10 protein-coding genes are annotated in these 14805 nt (G+C 65.2%); 6 read left to right on the forward strand and 4 right to left on the reverse strand.

From position 1 onward, the window contains the following. Positions 1-19: 19 nt before the first annotated feature. Together ACN9MV_RS03200 and ACN9MV_RS03205 are read right to left on the reverse strand one after the other, a co-directional pair. Entirely contained in the window at positions 20-889 is an 870-nt protein-coding gene (locus ACN9MV_RS03200; protein ID WP_426391282.1) for an intradiol ring-cleavage dioxygenase, read from the reverse strand. Positions 890-914: 25 nt separating this feature from the next. Continuing rightward, the gene (locus ACN9MV_RS03205; protein WP_093054282.1) at positions 915-1898 is read right to left on the reverse strand and encodes an amidohydrolase family protein; all 984 of its coding nucleotides are present in this window, start codon (positions 1896-1898) and stop codon (positions 915-917) included. 323 nt (positions 1899-2221) lie between these two features. On the opposite strand from ACN9MV_RS03205, the gene ACN9MV_RS03210 reads away from it, so the two are divergent. Then, complete coding sequence (locus ACN9MV_RS03210; protein WP_093054188.1) at positions 2222-3598, forward strand: MFS transporter; 1377 nt, start codon at positions 2222-2224, stop codon at positions 3596-3598. Between the two features lie 58 nt (positions 3599-3656). Here the strand turns inward: ACN9MV_RS03210 and ACN9MV_RS03215 are convergent, their stop codons facing one another. Beyond that, entirely contained in the window at positions 3657-4094 is a 438-nt protein-coding gene (locus ACN9MV_RS03215; RefSeq protein WP_177142329.1) for a DUF1569 domain-containing protein, read from the reverse strand. A 140-nt stretch (positions 4095-4234) separates the two neighbouring features. Beyond that, positions 4235-5053 (reverse strand): transglutaminase-like domain-containing protein, encoded by an 819-nt coding sequence (locus tag ACN9MV_RS03220; RefSeq protein ID WP_426391283.1) that lies wholly within the window; start codon positions 5051-5053, stop codon positions 4235-4237. A gap of 289 nt (positions 5054-5342) precedes the next feature. Here ACN9MV_RS03220 and ACN9MV_RS03225 point away from each other — a divergent pair, with 289 nt between their 5' ends. From ACN9MV_RS03225 to ACN9MV_RS03245, 5 genes are all read left to right on the forward strand, one after another. Then, positions 5343-5495 (forward strand): hypothetical protein, encoded by a 153-nt coding sequence (locus ACN9MV_RS03225; RefSeq protein WP_176928769.1) that lies wholly within the window; start codon positions 5343-5345, stop codon positions 5493-5495. A 34-nt stretch (positions 5496-5529) separates the two neighbouring features. Further along, positions 5530-7716 (forward strand): catalase HPII, encoded by a 2187-nt coding sequence (gene katE / locus ACN9MV_RS03230; protein WP_256216770.1) that lies wholly within the window; start codon positions 5530-5532, stop codon positions 7714-7716. A 185-nt stretch (positions 7717-7901) separates the two neighbouring features. After that, the gene (locus ACN9MV_RS03235; RefSeq protein ID WP_426391284.1) at positions 7902-10706 is read left to right on the forward strand and encodes an ExeM/NucH family extracellular endonuclease; all 2805 of its coding nucleotides are present in this window, start codon (positions 7902-7904) and stop codon (positions 10704-10706) included. A gap of 163 nt (positions 10707-10869) precedes the next feature. Next, a complete protein-coding gene (locus ACN9MV_RS03240; protein WP_426391285.1) occupies positions 10870-13014 on the forward strand; it encodes a CHAT domain-containing protein in 2145 nt (714 codons plus the stop codon). Positions 13015-13029: 15 nt separating this feature from the next. Then, positions 13030-14805: a ShlB/FhaC/HecB family hemolysin secretion/activation protein gene (locus ACN9MV_RS03245; protein ID WP_426391286.1), complete on the forward strand. Its 1776-nt coding sequence runs from the start codon at positions 13030-13032 to the stop codon at positions 14803-14805.

The following is a 14805-nucleotide window of genomic DNA, read 5'->3' on the forward strand; positions in this document are numbered from 1 at the left end:
GAAATGGCGTTGACGGACCCTAGTCGTTCCTGGAGTCGTTCAACACGAAGTCGTATTCGAGCGTGTAGAAGGGAACGTCCATGCATGTGCCATCCGGCGCGACGCCGGGCTCATTGCGTTTCCACTCGGCGATGAGCGAGCTGCGCACGCCGAATACCGCGTCGGAGTCGAGATAGCGACCTTCTGCGCGAAACACGTGGGTGATGAGCGTCTCGTACCCCGGCGCCCGGATCATGAAGTGCAGGTGTGCCGGCCGCCACGGGTGGCGGCCGAGCTCTTCCAGCAGTTGCCCCACCGGGCCGTCGTGAGGAATCGGATAAGGAACGGCCACGACAGATCTGAACCGGTAGCTGCCGTCCCCGAGGCTGCTCAGATGGCCTCGACCTTGCGCATGCTCCAGCTCCGGACGCTGAACGTCGTACCAGCCTTCGTCGTCGGACTGCCAGACGTCTATGCGCGCATCGGCGATCGGCTCGCCGTCGATCCCGCGGACCGTTCCGCCAACGAAGCAGGGTTCACCGCTCGCGCCATTGGCGATGTCGTCGCCGTTCCTGTACGCCGGGGCGTCGGGTACGTAGAAGGGACCGAAGACTGTCGCCTCGGTGCATCCGGCAGGGCGCCGGTTGCACTGTGCGGTGACGAGCGTCGAAAGCCCCAGCACATCGGACAGCAGAATGAACTCTTGCCTCTTGTCGTCGGTGATGCTTCCGGCGCGCGTGAGGAAGTCGATGCCATGGGACCACTCGGCTTCGGTGAGCTGCACCTCGCGTGCGAAGTCGTGAAGGTGGCGCACCAGGCTGTCCATCACGGTCTTCAGGCGCGCATTGGAAGTTGCACCGTGCGCTTTCCGGACTGCGCTGGTGATGGTCCATTCGTCGATGTCGATCATTAGGTCCCGTGCCTGCCCGGGTGAATCAGGACTGCTTCAGCTTGAACAGCGACAGCGCGTTCGTCCGGCCGATCTTCGTCCGATCGGCCTCGCTGATGCTCGCGTCGTTGAACCAGTTCGAAGCGTGATCCACGTTCTCGAAAGGCCAGTCGGTCGAGAACAGGATCCGGTCCGACCCGATTTCCAGCATCGCATCGATCAGCGTCTGGGTGCGGAAGTTGCCGGAGGTCGTGAGATAGAAGTTTTCCTGGAAGTATTCGCACAGCTTGCGCTTGGCCGGATAGCCCTTGGGCGCCTTGACCCAGGCATTGCGGTGGTCGACTCTCCACATGTTGTAGGGCAGGCCTTCGCCCAGATGGCCGAGGATGATCTTGAGACCGGGATGGCGATCGAAGAGGCCGCTGGCCATGAGGCGCAGGGCGTGGACGGCGGTTTCCTGTGCAAAGGCCCACGTAGGGCCGAGCAGCCACGGGTGGCCTTCGTAGATCTGCGCTCCGCTCGCGAGCGGGTTGCGCGGATGCAGGTAGAACGGCGCGTCGAGCCGCTGCGCCGCCTCCCAGAAAGGGGCGTACTGCGGCGCGTCATAGTAGGTGGCGTTGTCGGTCGTGCCGATCTGCGAGAAGCCGTTGACCAGGGCGCCGCGGAAACCCAGCTCGGTCATGCACCGCTCGAGTTCCTGGGTGGCCCTTTCGGGGTCCTGCATGGGCAGGGCTGCGAACGCCTGGAAGCGGTCGGGCCGTCGCGCCACCTGCTCCGCCAGAAAATCGTTAGCGCGGATCGCGAGCTCGCAGGCTTTCTTCGGATCGGGCACCGCCTGCACGGCAGGTGCATTCAGCGAGAGGATCATCATTTCCATGCCGTGCTCATCCATCTGGCGCAAGCGCCCTTCGTGAATGTCTAGGAGGCGGCTGCTGAGCTCCCGCCAGTAGTCTCCCGGCACGAAGCCGGCTGAATCCTGAAGCGTCTCGGGAATCGCAAAGTGTTCCTCGAGGCCGATCTTGCCTTGCATGACCATCTCCTTTGTGCGCGCGGGCTCTGCCGTTGCTTGGGTTCCTGGCAGCGCCACGTTGGCGTTCGCCTGGCTGCTGAATCTATGCAGGCGCCGGGATGTGGTCCAACGAATATCGGTGATAGCGCGCATTCGCCAGGCGAATGAAAGAGCGGGCAGGGCACCGCGACAGTCCGATCCATGGGTAGACCCTCCCCAGAATTTCCAGGATTGATAGGGAACATCCGAAAAATGCGTTGGACCCGCCACTGCGAGGCGACCATCATTCAGCCCGTCGCGGAACAACCCTCGCCGTGAGATCTATTCAGTCGGAGACAAGAGCCATGCGCCAAATCGATCTTCACAAGCTGGCCGACGATGCCCGCTTCAACCGCTTTCACGGGCGCGTGCTTTTCTGGTGCGCGCTGATCATTGTGTTTGACGGCTACGACCTGTCGGTCGTCGGCATTGCGCTGCCTTCGATCATGGCGAAGATGGGCGTCGATGCGACCAACGCCGGATTCATGGTGAGCTCGGCGCTCTTCGGCATGATGTTCGGGGCAATCTTCCTCGGCACCATTGCCGACAAGATAGGCCGCCGCTGGGCGATCGCCATCTGCATTGGCCTGTTCAGCGTTTTCACGGCCGCAGCCGGCCTCGCCGACGACCCTTTCACCTTCGGTGCAATGCGCTTCCTTGCCGGGCTCGGCATCGGAGGCGTGATGCCGAACGTGGTCGCGCAGATGACCGAATACTCACCCAGGAAGATTCGCGCGACCCTGGTCACCCTGATGTTCAGTGGCTACGCAGTTGGCGGAATCATTGCAGCGCTTCTGGGCAAGGGGCTCATCGAAACCTACGGCTGGCAATCGGTGTTTTTCGCGGCGGGCCTGCCGGTCCTCCTGATTCCCGTCATCCTGAAGTCGGTTCCGGAATCGATGCCATTCCTGCTCGCCAAGGGCCGCAGCGACGAGCTGAAGGAAATAGCCTCCAGGCTCGATCCCGGCTATCGGCCGCAGGCGACGGACCGATTCGTAGTGCCGGCGCAAGACAAGGCCGACAGCGCGCCGATCAGGCACCTTTTTCGTGAAGGCCGCGGCTTCAGCACCGTGATGTTCTGGATTGCGTTCTTCATGTGCCTGTTCATGGTTTTCGCGCTGAGTTCGTGGCTGACTAAGCTCATGGCCAGCGCCGGCTACAGCCTGGGCTCGGCGCTGACGTTCGTGCTGGTGCTGAACGCGGGAGCCATGGTTGGCGCAATCGGCGGCGGCTGGCTCGCCGACAGGTTCCACATCAAGTACGTGCTCGCGGCAATGTATGCGCTTGCCGCGGTCTCGCTGACGCTGCTTGGGTTCAAGATGCCGACGCCTGCGTTGTTCGTCCTTGTCGGACTGGCTGGTGCTTCGACGATCGGCACGCAGATCGTCGCCAACGCCTATACCGGGCAGTTCTATCCGATGGCGTTCCGCTCTACCGGTCTCGGGTGGGCATTGGGTGTGGGCCGCAGCGGTGCGATCCTCGCGCCGATCCTGATCGGTGTGCTTGTCGGCATGAGCCTGCCGCTGCACCAGAACTTCATTGCGATCGCCATTCCGGCTGTCATCGGCATGATTGCCGTGCTGTTCATCAATCATGAACGGTCTGCGTCGATGCAGCACGCCAACGCGAGTTCCGAATTGAACCAGGCTCCCGCGAGCATGCCGGCAGTGCGGGGAAGTTGAGCTTGCCAGGCCAGCCGTCCACAGGCGCACGATCCGGTTGGTGCTGTTCGGGTGCGCGTCAGCCTGCGTCCACCAGCTCCCAGTGATTCGCCAGGTGCATGAGGTGAGCGCGCGTGTACTCGGATTTGCCCAGTGCGCCGTAGGCGAAGTGCGGTGCGAGTACCCCGCTGTGTCGTTCGAAACGATTCAATGCGTCCATCAGGTGCTCCACCGCAGCGTTCAACGGCTGACCTGAAGCAATCGTGGGCGCGCCGGGTATCGGCTCTTCCAATCCATGGCTCATCTTGCCGCGCGCCGAGAACACTGCAAATGCCATGGCGCCCAACGAGGCGCGAAACCAGGCAGGCTTCAGCTGTGGAAAGCCATCCAGGGAATATTCGATGCTTTGCGCCGCGTGGTGCAGCACATGGGCGAGATCCCAGCCTGAGCGGGTATGCAGCGGTGCCTCGCGAAGGCGCTCGAGCGTGCGCATGGTGTGAGAAAGGTCGGTATTCATGTGGAGCCGGATGCTATGCATCGGGTCGCACCGAGACTGTCAAATTTTTGACGATCTCTGATTTCGGTTTCCCGCGCCACGGTTTGCAGAGTCCGGCCTGGCCCCGATCGATTCGTGCTGCACGCACCGCAGGTTGATGCTCACTGCAGCACTTCCTCGGTAGTTACCTCGAACCGCTGCAGCGTGTTCGCGCCGAACACCATCGTGATCGGCACGTCCGCCGCGTCGCGACCACGCGCGATCACCACGCGGCCGATGCGCGGCGTGTTGTGCCGCGCGTCGAAGGTGTGCCAGCGGTTGCCCAGGTACACCTCGAACCACGCGCTGAAGTCCATCGGAAAGCGCACCGGCGGAATGCCGATGTCGCCGAGGTAGCCCGTGACGTAGCGCGCCGGTATGTTCATGCAGCGGCACAGCGTGATCGCAAGGTGCGCGAAGTCGCGGCACACGCCCGTGCGCTCGCGAAAACCCTCCAAAGCGGTGCGCGTGGCCCGTGCGTTCTGGTAGTCGAAGCGCAGATGCCGGTGCACGAAGTCGCAGATTGCCTGCACGCGCGACCAGCCCGGCGCCACGTTCGAGAAGTTGGCCCAGGCGAACTGCAGCAGTTCGCCGTCGACCTCGCAATAGCGGCTCGGCAGCACGAAAGGCAGCGTCTCCACCGGCAGGTCGGCCGCCGCATGCTCGCTGGCGCTGAAGTCCACCGGGTCGGGCCAGCCTGTGTCGAACACCACTGCGTGGTTGCGCAAACGCACGTTGCTCACCCCTACGGGCACGTGCACGCGCGCGCAGCTGTTGCCGAAGCTGTCCTGGTAGTGGTCGGTGGCCATCGGCGGGCTGAGGGTGATGTTCTCGCCGCCTTGCAGGTCCTGGGCACGCGACGGGTGCACCTGCAGCATGTAGATCACCGCCGTGGGGGCGGTAACGCCGAGTTCGATGTCGAAGCCGATCCTGATCTGCATGGGGTTCTTTCTTCCCTGAGGGGATCCGGGCGGTGCGGCCGGTGCGCGAGAGGCAGTGCGATGAAAGACAAGCACGATCAGTGCCGTCCCGTGGGCCCATGCTATGCGACGAATCTTTCAGGCTCCACAGCCAGTACCCGCGAAGCAGCGTAGGCGGGTGCGATGCGTTGTCGGTGCGCTCCTACCTTGCACGCACTCTTTCTCCCACAGACGGGGGAGGGCGGCCACTACGGGTCGCGCGCGGTGCGAAACATAACCTTGCAATTCGCTTGCATCCTTGGAGGGACCTATGGAGCTTTCATCGTTTTTCGACACGCTCGCCAGCACCTGGGGCGACGAAATCCTCGTGTGGGCCGTTGCCGCCGTGGCAGGCTGCATATGCCTCGTCGCCGTGGTCAACGTGCTCGACATGTTCCTCGACAGCAACAACGAAACAGGCTGAGTGCCCACCCATGAAAGATTCCAGCAGATCCACGATGACGCCGCAGAACAAGGCCGCCGCAGGCCGCCGCGCCAGCGCCACCAAGGCGAGCGACGGCAGCAACGCCAAGCAGCAGCAACTCGAAGGCTTCACCGTCGAGCATCCGACGACCCTCACCACCAACCAGGGTCTGCAGATACCGGACAACCACAACTCGCTGAAAGCGGGTGTGCGCGGCCCCACGCTGCTGGAAGACTTCATCCTGCGCGAGAAGATCACGCACTTCGACCACGAGCGCATTCCCGAGCGCGCCGTGCATGCGCGCGGCTCGGCGGCGCACGGCTACTTCCAGGTCTACAAGTCGATGTCGCAGTTCACCTGCGCCGACTTTCTCCAGGACCCGGACCAGAAGACGCCCGTTTTCGTGCGCTTCTCGACCGTGGCCGGCTCGCGCGGATCCGCCGATACGGTGCGCGACGTGCGCGGCTTCGCCGTCAAGTTCTACACCCGCGAGGGCAACTACGACCTCGTGGGCAACAACATTCCGGTGTTCTTCATCCAGGACGCGATGAAGTTCCCCGACCTCATCCATGCCGTGAAGCCCGAGCCGCACCACGAGATGCCGCAGGCCGCGAGCGCGCACGACACCTTCTGGGACTTCGCTTCGCTCATGCCCGAGAGTACCCACATGCTGATGTGGGCCATGAGCGACCGCGCCATTCCGCGCAGCCTGCGCATGATGGAAGGCTTCGGCGTTCATACCTTCCGCTTCGTCAACAGCCGCGGCGAGAGCCACTTCGTGAAGTTCCACTGGAAGCCCAGGCTCGGTATTCATGGCCTGGCATGGGACGAGGCGCAGAAGATCGCGGGTAAAGACGCCGACTTTCATCGCCGCGACCTGTGGGAAGCCATCGAGAACGGCGACTTCCCCGAATGGGAGCTCGGCGTACAGATGATTCCGCAGGACAAGGAACACTCGCTCGGCTTCGACCTGCTCGACCCCACCAAGCTGATTCCCGAAGAGATGGTGCCCGTGCAGAAGATCGGCAAGCTGGTGCTCAACCGCAACCCCGACAACTTCTTCGCCGAGACCGAGCAGGTGGCCTTCCATCCGGGCCACGTGGTGCCCGGCATCGACTTCAGCAACGATCCGCTGCTGCAGGGCCGCCTCTTCTCGTACACCGACACGCAGATCTCGCGGCTGGGCGGCGCCAACTTCCACGAGCTGCCGATCAACAAGGGCGTGTGCCCGTTCCACAACTTCCAGCGCGATGGCATGCACAGGCAGACCATCGCGCGCGGCCAGGTGGCCTACGAGCCCAACACGCTGGGCAGCGGCACGGAGTTTCGCGTGGACGGCGGCCAGCACGGCTTCCAGTCTTTCCCCGAAGAGATCGATCCGCCCAAGGTGCGCCGCCGCAGCCCGTCGTTCGACGACCACTTCACGCAGGCGCGCCTGTTCTTCAACAGCCAGAGTGCGGCCGAGAAGGAGCACATCATCGGGGCCTTTCGCTTCGAGCTGTCGAAGCTCGAAGTGCCCGCCATCCGCCAGCGCATGGTCGACAACCTCGCGCACGTGGACGAGAAGCTCGCGCGCCGCGTGGCCGAGCCGCTGGGCATCGGTGAGCCCGATGCCAAGGCGGCGGCAGGCCGCGCGGGCTTTCGTGACCACCGTATCGAGTTGCCCATCGACGAATCGCCCGCGCTCAGCATGGCCGACACCGGCGACGGTTCGATCCGCACGCGCAAGATCGCGATCCTCGTGGCCGACGGTGTCGACTCGGCTTCGCTGAAGCCGATACGCGATGCGCTCGAACAGGCTGGCGCGCAATGCAAGGTCGTCGGGCCGCGTCTGGGCACCGTGGCCAGCGCGTCGAAGCGGCAGATCGAAGTCGACATGACGTTCGCGAACACGCCGTCGGTGATGTTCGATGCGGTGCTGGTGCCAGCCGGCGGCGAAAGCGTCGCTGCATTGGCGGGCATTGGCGACGCGGTGCACTTCGTGCTGGAGGCCTACAAGCACTGCAAGGCGATCTGCACCGTGGGCGAGGGCGTGCAGCTGCTCTCGACGCTGGGCATTGCCGCCGACTCCGATGCTCCAGCAGGCGTGATCGTGGCCGCCACGCCGGTCACCAACCTGGGCGATGCGACTGCCGCAACGCAGATCGCGCATGACTTCATCGCCGCCATCGCGAAGCATCGCCATTGGGATCGCGTGAACATCGACGCGGTACCGGCCTAGCGAGCTTTTGACGTACCTGTCTGCAGGCCGTAATGCGGCCTGCAGCGCGTGGCGCGTCGCGCCGACGCAGGCAATCAAGCAGGCAATCACCCATGACGAGTCCGGGTTTCTCGGGGGCTACACACATGGTCCATATAAACGCGCGCTGTCTGCTCGCTGTTCCCCCTTCATTCAAAGAAACCCACATGACTCATCCCGCACTGAGGCCGACCTGGCAGTTCAAAGCTCTGGCATTGACACTGGTCCTTGCGCTGACCGCCTGCGGCGGCGGTGGTGGCGGGACCTCCTTCCCGCTGATCCCCGGGCCTTCTACGGGCACCACGCAGCCGAACACGCCGCCGTCGACAGACACGCCGCCGGTTGCGGAGCAGCCACCGCCCACATGTACTGCCGCCGTTCCGGCCAATGCGCCGGTCACGGCCATCTCATCCGTTCAAGGTACGGGCGACACGAGTCCTCTGGCAACGCAACCCGTGACCGTGCGTGGCGTGGTCGTCGGTGACTTCCAGAACACCGGCACCACGACCGTGAAGCTGAATGGATTCTTCATGCAGCAGCTCGTGCCCGATGCCGATCCGCTGACCTCGGAAGGCGTCTTTGTCTATGCACCGAACAGCGCCACACGTGTGGCCGTTGGCGATTTCGTTCAGGTCTCCGGTGTGGTGACCGAGTTCGGCCAGACCGCGGGCGCCGATGCAAAGCCCGACAGCCTCACGCAGATTGCGGGCACGACAGCGGACCCACTGGCCATCAGCGTCTGCGCTTCCGGCATTGCAATCAGCCCGACACAGATCACGCTGCCGGTGGCCAACGAATCAACGCTGGAGCGCTACGAAGGCATGCTGGTCGAAATTGCGCAGCCCCTGGCCGTGACGGAACTGTTCGAGCTGGGCCGCTATGGCCAGATGGTGCTGGCACTGAACGGGCGGCAGTTCAACGCCACCAACGGCAACGCGGCGGCAACCCATGCGCAGAACCTGCTTTCGCGCATCGTGCTGGACGACGGCTCCTCGCGCCAGAACCCGAACCCCATTCCGTACCTGAGCGCAGCAGGCACCGACGGCACCCGGCGCATCGGCGATACGACGCAGAAAGTCACCGGCATCCTGAGCCACAACTTTGCGGCCTATCGCATCCAGCCAACGGTGGCGCCCGTGTTCGCGCAGGCCAATCCGCGCTCGCCGACCGCACCGGTGGTCAGCGGCCCGCTCAAAGTGGCCAGCTTCAACGTGCTCAACTACTTCACCACGTTCGTGAACGGAGAAACCTCATCGGGCCAGACCGGCCAGGGTTGCTCGTTCGGCACCGGTCCTGCATCCGCGGCCAACTGCCGCGGCGCGAACAACCTGAACGAGTTCCAGCGGCAGCAGGCCAAGATCGTGGCCGCCATCGCAGGCCTCGATGCCGACGTGGTGGGCCTGATGGAAATCCAGAACTCCGACGTGGCAACGAACGACCTGCTGGCGGCCCTCAACGCCAAGGTCGGCCCGAACACCTATGCCGCCGTCAGCAGCGGCGTGTTCGGCACGGATGCCATCAAAGTGGACATCCTGTACAAGCCCGCGAAAGTCCAGCGCGTGGGCAACGCCGTTCTTCCGACGGGCACGGACCTGGCCGACTACACCGCTGCAAGCGGACGCCCGCCACTGGCCCAGCGATTCAGCGCCGTAGGCAACAACGGCGGCTTCTGGTTCGTGGTCAACCACCTGAAGAGCAAGGGCAGTTGCCCGACCACGGGCGACGTCGACCAGGGGCAGGGCTGCTTCAACCTGGCGCGTACCCAGCAGGCGAACGCACTGAACAGCTTCGTCGCCAAGCTCAAGGCCATGGACGAGGACGAGACCGACGTACTGATGATGGGCGACTTCAACAGCTACCTGCTGGAAGACCCGACCAAGGTGCTCGAAGCTGCCGGCAACGAAAGCCTGCTCAAGCGCATGCCCGCCGACAACCGGTACACCTATGTCTTCGGCGGCGAAACCGGCGCACTCGACCATGCCTATGCCTCGGCCTCGCTGGGCTCGCAGGTCAGCGGCGTGAGCGTGTGGCACATCAACGCCGACGAGCCCACTGCGCTGGACTACAACACCGACTTCACGACCGACGACCGCTATGCGCCCACGCCCTTCCGGGCATCGGACCATGACCCTGTGCTTGTCGCCCTGACCCTGGCGGCCGATGCCGCGGTGACGCAACCCATCGTCAGTGCGTCGGTCCCGACGGCCGCAAAGGTCGGAGAAGCCTACAGCGTGAACATCTTCGAAGCCACACCCGGCGGCGCGACCACGCTGACTTCTCTTGCAGTCGATTGGGGAGACGGCAGCGGCGCCACGACAGTGCCTGGCACCGGCACGGTGACGCATACCTACGCGGCCGCGGGCACCTACAACGTGGTGACCACGCTGACCAACTCCGCCGGTCAGGCCGCAACGCAATCGAGCAGCGTGAACGTGAGCGCGGTGGTCGTGGTTGTACCGCCCGGAGCGCCGGATCTGTTCTTCAGCGAATACGTGGAAGGCACGGCGAGCAACAAGGCGATCGAGATCTACAACCCGACCGCATCGGCGGTGGACCTGAGCCTGTATACCGTCAGGCTGTATTCCAACGGCACGGCCACGCCGCCAACCAACTCCCAGGTGCTTTCCGGCTCCTTGCCGCCTGGTGGCGTGCTGGTGCTGGCGAACGCCAGTGCGACGGCTGCCTTCAAGCCCGCAGGCACGCTCACCAGCGGCGTAGTCAACTTCAATGGCGACGATGCCCTGACGCTGGAAAAGTCGGGCGTGGTCATCGATCGCTTCGGTCAAGTCGGCCTTGACCCTGGAACCGAATGGACCGCCGGCGGAGTCGGCACGCTGAACCGGACCCTGCGCCGCAAGCCGGACATCAAGGCGGGGGATCGCAACCCGGGCCTTGCTTTCGATCCGTCGGTGCAATGGATCGGTTTGCCGGAGGACACCTCCGACGGCCTGGGCGCGCACACGGTAAATTGACCTGGCGCAAGCACCCTCTTAGTCCTTTAGCGCTAGACCGTATTGAGAATAGGCGCGGCAGGAGGCCGCTCCTAGACTTTCCCCCCGAGGCCTGAACGGCGCGCACTCCCGCGGCGTCGAGCATCCGCAGCAGCGGATGCATGGGCCGCACGCAGGGGGTTCAATGGCGTGGTTTTCAAGATGGGGATGGGAGCGCCCTGCACGTCATCGTGCGGGCTTCGCAGGTGCGCTCGGTCTGGCTGGCATTCTTCTCCTGGGCTACGGCTCTTTGGCATCGGCGCAGCAAGCGACGAGCGCCGAAGCCGCGGCCAGCAAGATGGAGCAGGCCCGACTGGCCGACACCGACACCTTGCTGGCATTGACCAGCGAAGGCGCTGTTCTCTATGGGCAGGACGCGGTCAAGCTCTCGGGCTACCAGTACTGCAGCCAGGCCGTTGCGCTGGCCGAGGCCGGCGAGTTTCGCCAGAGCGTGCGCGCCGCGAGCAAGGCGCTGCACCTGGCCAACGCCACCAACGACCCGAACCTGATGGCCATGGCCAATCGCGACCTGGCCATCGTCTACAGCTACTCGGGCCAGCTCGAAAAAGCCGAAGAGTTCGCACGCGAAGCGCTCAGGCACCAGGCGCGCGACCCCAAGCTGGTGGTCGGCCCCGTGCAGAAGGTGATTGGCGACGTGCGCACGCGCCGCGGCGATTTCTCCGGCGCGGTTCTCAGCTATGACGAAGCTCTGGCCAACAGCTCGCAGCGTTATGCGCCGCTGGTGCAGGCCTCGCTGGTCAACGCGCTGATCGAATCGGGCGACCCCGCACGGGCACGCGAAGTGCTCGGCACCATGGCTCCGCCGAAGGACGCACCGCTCACCGCGCAGCTCGACCGCACCCGCGCCCGCCTGCTGCTGGCCGAGAACAAGCCGGCCGAGGCGCGCGACATGTACCGCGCGCTCACGGCGCGCCAGGTCGGCGCGGACACCGAGTACTACCGCCTCTGGGCCTGGGACGGCGTGGCGCGCAGCGAACTCGCGCTGGGCCAGAAGCAGGCCGCGGCCGAGGCCGTGGGCCGCGCGCTGGGCGACGTCGACAAGGTGCGCGCCAAGTTCCGCAGCGAAGAATTCAAGATGGGCCTGTTCTCGGACCTGCAGACGGTGTTCGAGCGTGGCGTGGCCATCTACAGCGATGCGGGCGATGCGCGGGCCGCATTCGAGGTGAGCGAGCACAGCCGCTCGCGCGCGCTGCTCGACGCGGTGCGCGGCCGCGCGAAGATCAACGAGCAAGCCGCCAACACCGTCGACCTTGCCACGCTGCAACGCACGCTGGCGCCCGACGAACGCGTGGTGCAGTTCCACTCGCTGCCCGACCGGCTCGTGGTGTGGGTCGTGAGCTCGAGCAGCATCACCGAGAAGACGGTGGCGGTGAAGCGCGACGAACTCAACGAGCTGGTCGAGACTTTCCGCAACTCCATCGTGCGCGGCCGCCGCACCGCCATCACCAACGCCGACAAGCTGGGCGCCGCGCTGCTCGGGCCGCTCGGCCTGGCACCGGGGCAGAGGCTGATCGTGGTGCCGCACGGGCCCTTGCACTACCTGCCGTTCCAGGCGCTGCGGCTCGACGGCCGCTACGTCATCGAGACGCATCCGGTGGCGGTGGCGCCGTCTATCAGCATCGCGGTGCAGCTCGCTCAGCGCACGCCGCGCGTGAACGCATCGCTCACGGCCTTCGGCAATCCGCGCATCGAGGACAAGTACGACCTGCCCGGCGCCGAGACCGAAGTGAAGCAGCTCGCGCAGCTGTTCCCGCGCAACACCGTGTACATGGGCGCGGCCGCCACCAAGACGCAGTTCCGCGACGTGGCCTCGCGCTCGCCGCTGATGCACGTGGCGGCGCATGCCGAGGCGGATGCGGTCGATCCGCTGTACTCGCGCATCCTGCTGGCCAACGAAGGCGGCAAGCAGAATTTTCTGGAGGCGCACGAGATCCTCGAGCTGCCGATGGACGGCACCGCGCTGGTCACGCTGTCGGCCTGCGAATCGGGACTGGGGCGCATCGCGCAGGGCGATGAGGTGCTGGGCTTCACGCGCTCGTTTCTCTCGGCTGGAAGCTCCAGCCTGATCGCCTCGCTGTGGCCGGTGTCTGACGACGCGACCGCGGTGCTCATGAGCACGCTCTACGGCGAGCTGGCCAAGGGACGCGACATCCAGAAGGCCATGCAGGCCGGGCAACTCGCTGTATTGAAGGACCCAAAGATGTCCCATCCCTTCTTCTGGGCGCCGTTCAATTTGATCGGTAACTGGCGCCTGACGGTGGGGAGCTGAGCCATGCGCAATGCCATGAAAAGAAACCGCCCCCTTGCTCTTGATCCGCGCAGCGCACTGCGTCCCGTTGCCTGGGCCGCCGGCGCGCTGGTGTCGGCCATGTTCTTCATGGCTGCCGATCGCGCGCATGCCCAGGAGCAGGCGCAGGCTGAACCGCAAGCCACGTCGGCCAACGATGCCGGCGACAGCACCGAACTGCTGCCCACCAAGGACCCCTGCGGCACCTGCGACCGTCCGCTGGCACAGGCAACCGGCGCCGTTGCACCGCAGAGCCTTCCGGCACCGCCGCGCCCAACAGGCTCGACATTCAAGCTCAACGACCTGCGGCTCAACGGCGTGAAAGCGTTGACCAACGAAGAGCTGCAGACCATCACCGGCCCCTACATCGGCCGCGACGTCACGCTCACCGACCTCGAAGAGCTGGCGAAGGCCATCACCGCCCGCTACAAGGAACGAGGCTACTTCCTCGCACAGGCCGTGGTGCCCGTGCAGACCGTGCGCGACGGCATCGTCGAGATCAGCGTCATCGAAGGCCGCCTCGGCAAGGTCGACGTGGTGGTTGCGCCCGACGCGCCCATTGCCGAGTCGCGCGTGCGCGGCTTCCTCGCGCCACTGCAGCCCGGCGAGGCCGTGAGCGCGCCGGCTTATGAACGCGCGATGCTGCTGCTGTCCGACCAGCCTGGCGTCAAGGTGTCATCGGGACTGCAGGAAGGCGCGCAGGCCGGCACCACCGACCTGTCGGTCGAAGTGGCCGCCGCGCCGCGCTGGGCCTTCACGGCCGAGGCCGACAACCACGGCACAAAGGAATCGGGCCGCTACCGCGTGGGCGGCACGGCGCGCTGGCTCAGCCCCTTCGGCATCGGCGACAACCTCGACATGCGCGTGATGGTGTCCGACAGCAACGCGCTGCAATACGGCCGCATTGCCTACGAGGCGCCCATCGGCACCAGCGGGCTTCGTGCGGGCGTTGGCCTGTCGCGGGTGAGCTATGAGCTTGGCGGCCAGTTCGTCGACCTCGATGCGCGCGGCCGCGCCAACGTGCTCGACTTTTCGCTGAACTATCCGCTGATCAGACAGCGCCAGCAGAACCTGTTCCTGCGCCTGGGTGTCGACGTGAAAGACCTTACCGACGAACTGCGCGCGGCCGACTTCAGCTCGAAGAAGCGCGTCAACGGCCTGAGCCTGGGATGGACCTGGGAGCGCCGCGACGAACTTCTGGGCGGCGGCTACTGGGCCAGTTCGGGCACGCTGTACCACGGCAACCTTTCGATCCGCGACCCGGAAAGCCGCGACTTCGATCGCAGCATCACGGGGCACAACACCGAAGGCGGCTTCACCAAGCTGAGCTTCCAGCTCTCGCGCCTGCAGGCCATCGTGCCGCGCCATTCGCTGTACCTGTCGCTGGGTGGACAGTGGGCCAGCAAGAACCTCGACGCCTCGGAAAAACTCGCGCTCGGCGGCGCACGCGCGGTGCGTGCCTACCCCTCGGGCGAACTGCTGGTGGACCAGGGCGTGATCGGCACGGTCGAATGGCGCTGGTCGCTCAACGAAGAGCTCACGCCCTTCCTGTTCTACGACGCCGCGCACGGAAAGATCGTGCGCAACCCGACGCCCTACGACGGCGTCAACAGCCACAGCCTGCGCGGCTACGGCGTGGGCCTGAGCTGGTCGCGGCCGGGCAATTTCTCGATCAACGCCACGCTCGCCTGGCGCGCCGGCACGCCGCCTGCGCAGACCGACGGCGGTGGCCGCAACCCGAGGCTGTACGTGCAGCTCATCAAGGCGTTCTGA

The sequence above is a fragment of the Variovorax sp. R-27 genome (assembly GCF_049913215.1).
Taxonomy (GTDB): domain Bacteria; phylum Pseudomonadota; class Gammaproteobacteria; order Burkholderiales; family Burkholderiaceae_C; genus Variovorax.

Bases quoted from the DNA above. Each gene is read 5' to 3' on its own strand.
- ACN9MV_RS03235 (WP_426391284.1), top strand. From the start codon at position 7,902: ATGACTCATCCCGCACTGAGGCCGACCTGGCAGTTCAAAGCTCTGGCA.
- katE (WP_256216770.1), top strand. From the start codon at position 5,530: ATGACGCCGCAGAACAAGGCCGCCGCAGGCCGCCGCGCCAGCGCCACC.
- ACN9MV_RS03210 (WP_093054188.1), top strand. From the start codon at position 2,222: ATGCGCCAAATCGATCTTCACAAGCTGGCCGACGATGCCCGCTTCAAC.
- ACN9MV_RS03220 (WP_426391283.1), bottom strand. From the start codon at position 5,053: ATGCAGATCAGGATCGGCTTCGACATCGAACTCGGCGTTACCGCCCCC.
- ACN9MV_RS03205 (WP_093054282.1), bottom strand. From the start codon at position 1,898: ATGCAAGGCAAGATCGGCCTCGAGGAACACTTTGCGATTCCCGAGACG.
- ACN9MV_RS03200 (WP_426391282.1), bottom strand. From the start codon at position 889: ATGATCGACATCGACGAATGGACCATCACCAGCGCAGTCCGGAAAGCG.
- ACN9MV_RS03245 (WP_426391286.1), top strand. From the start codon at position 13,030: ATGAAAAGAAACCGCCCCCTTGCTCTTGATCCGCGCAGCGCACTGCGT.
- ACN9MV_RS03225 (WP_176928769.1), top strand. From the start codon at position 5,343: ATGGAGCTTTCATCGTTTTTCGACACGCTCGCCAGCACCTGGGGCGAC.
- ACN9MV_RS03240 (WP_426391285.1), top strand. From the start codon at position 10,870: ATGGCGTGGTTTTCAAGATGGGGATGGGAGCGCCCTGCACGTCATCGT.
- ACN9MV_RS03215 (WP_177142329.1), bottom strand. From the start codon at position 4,094: ATGAATACCGACCTTTCTCACACCATGCGCACGCTCGAGCGCCTTCGC.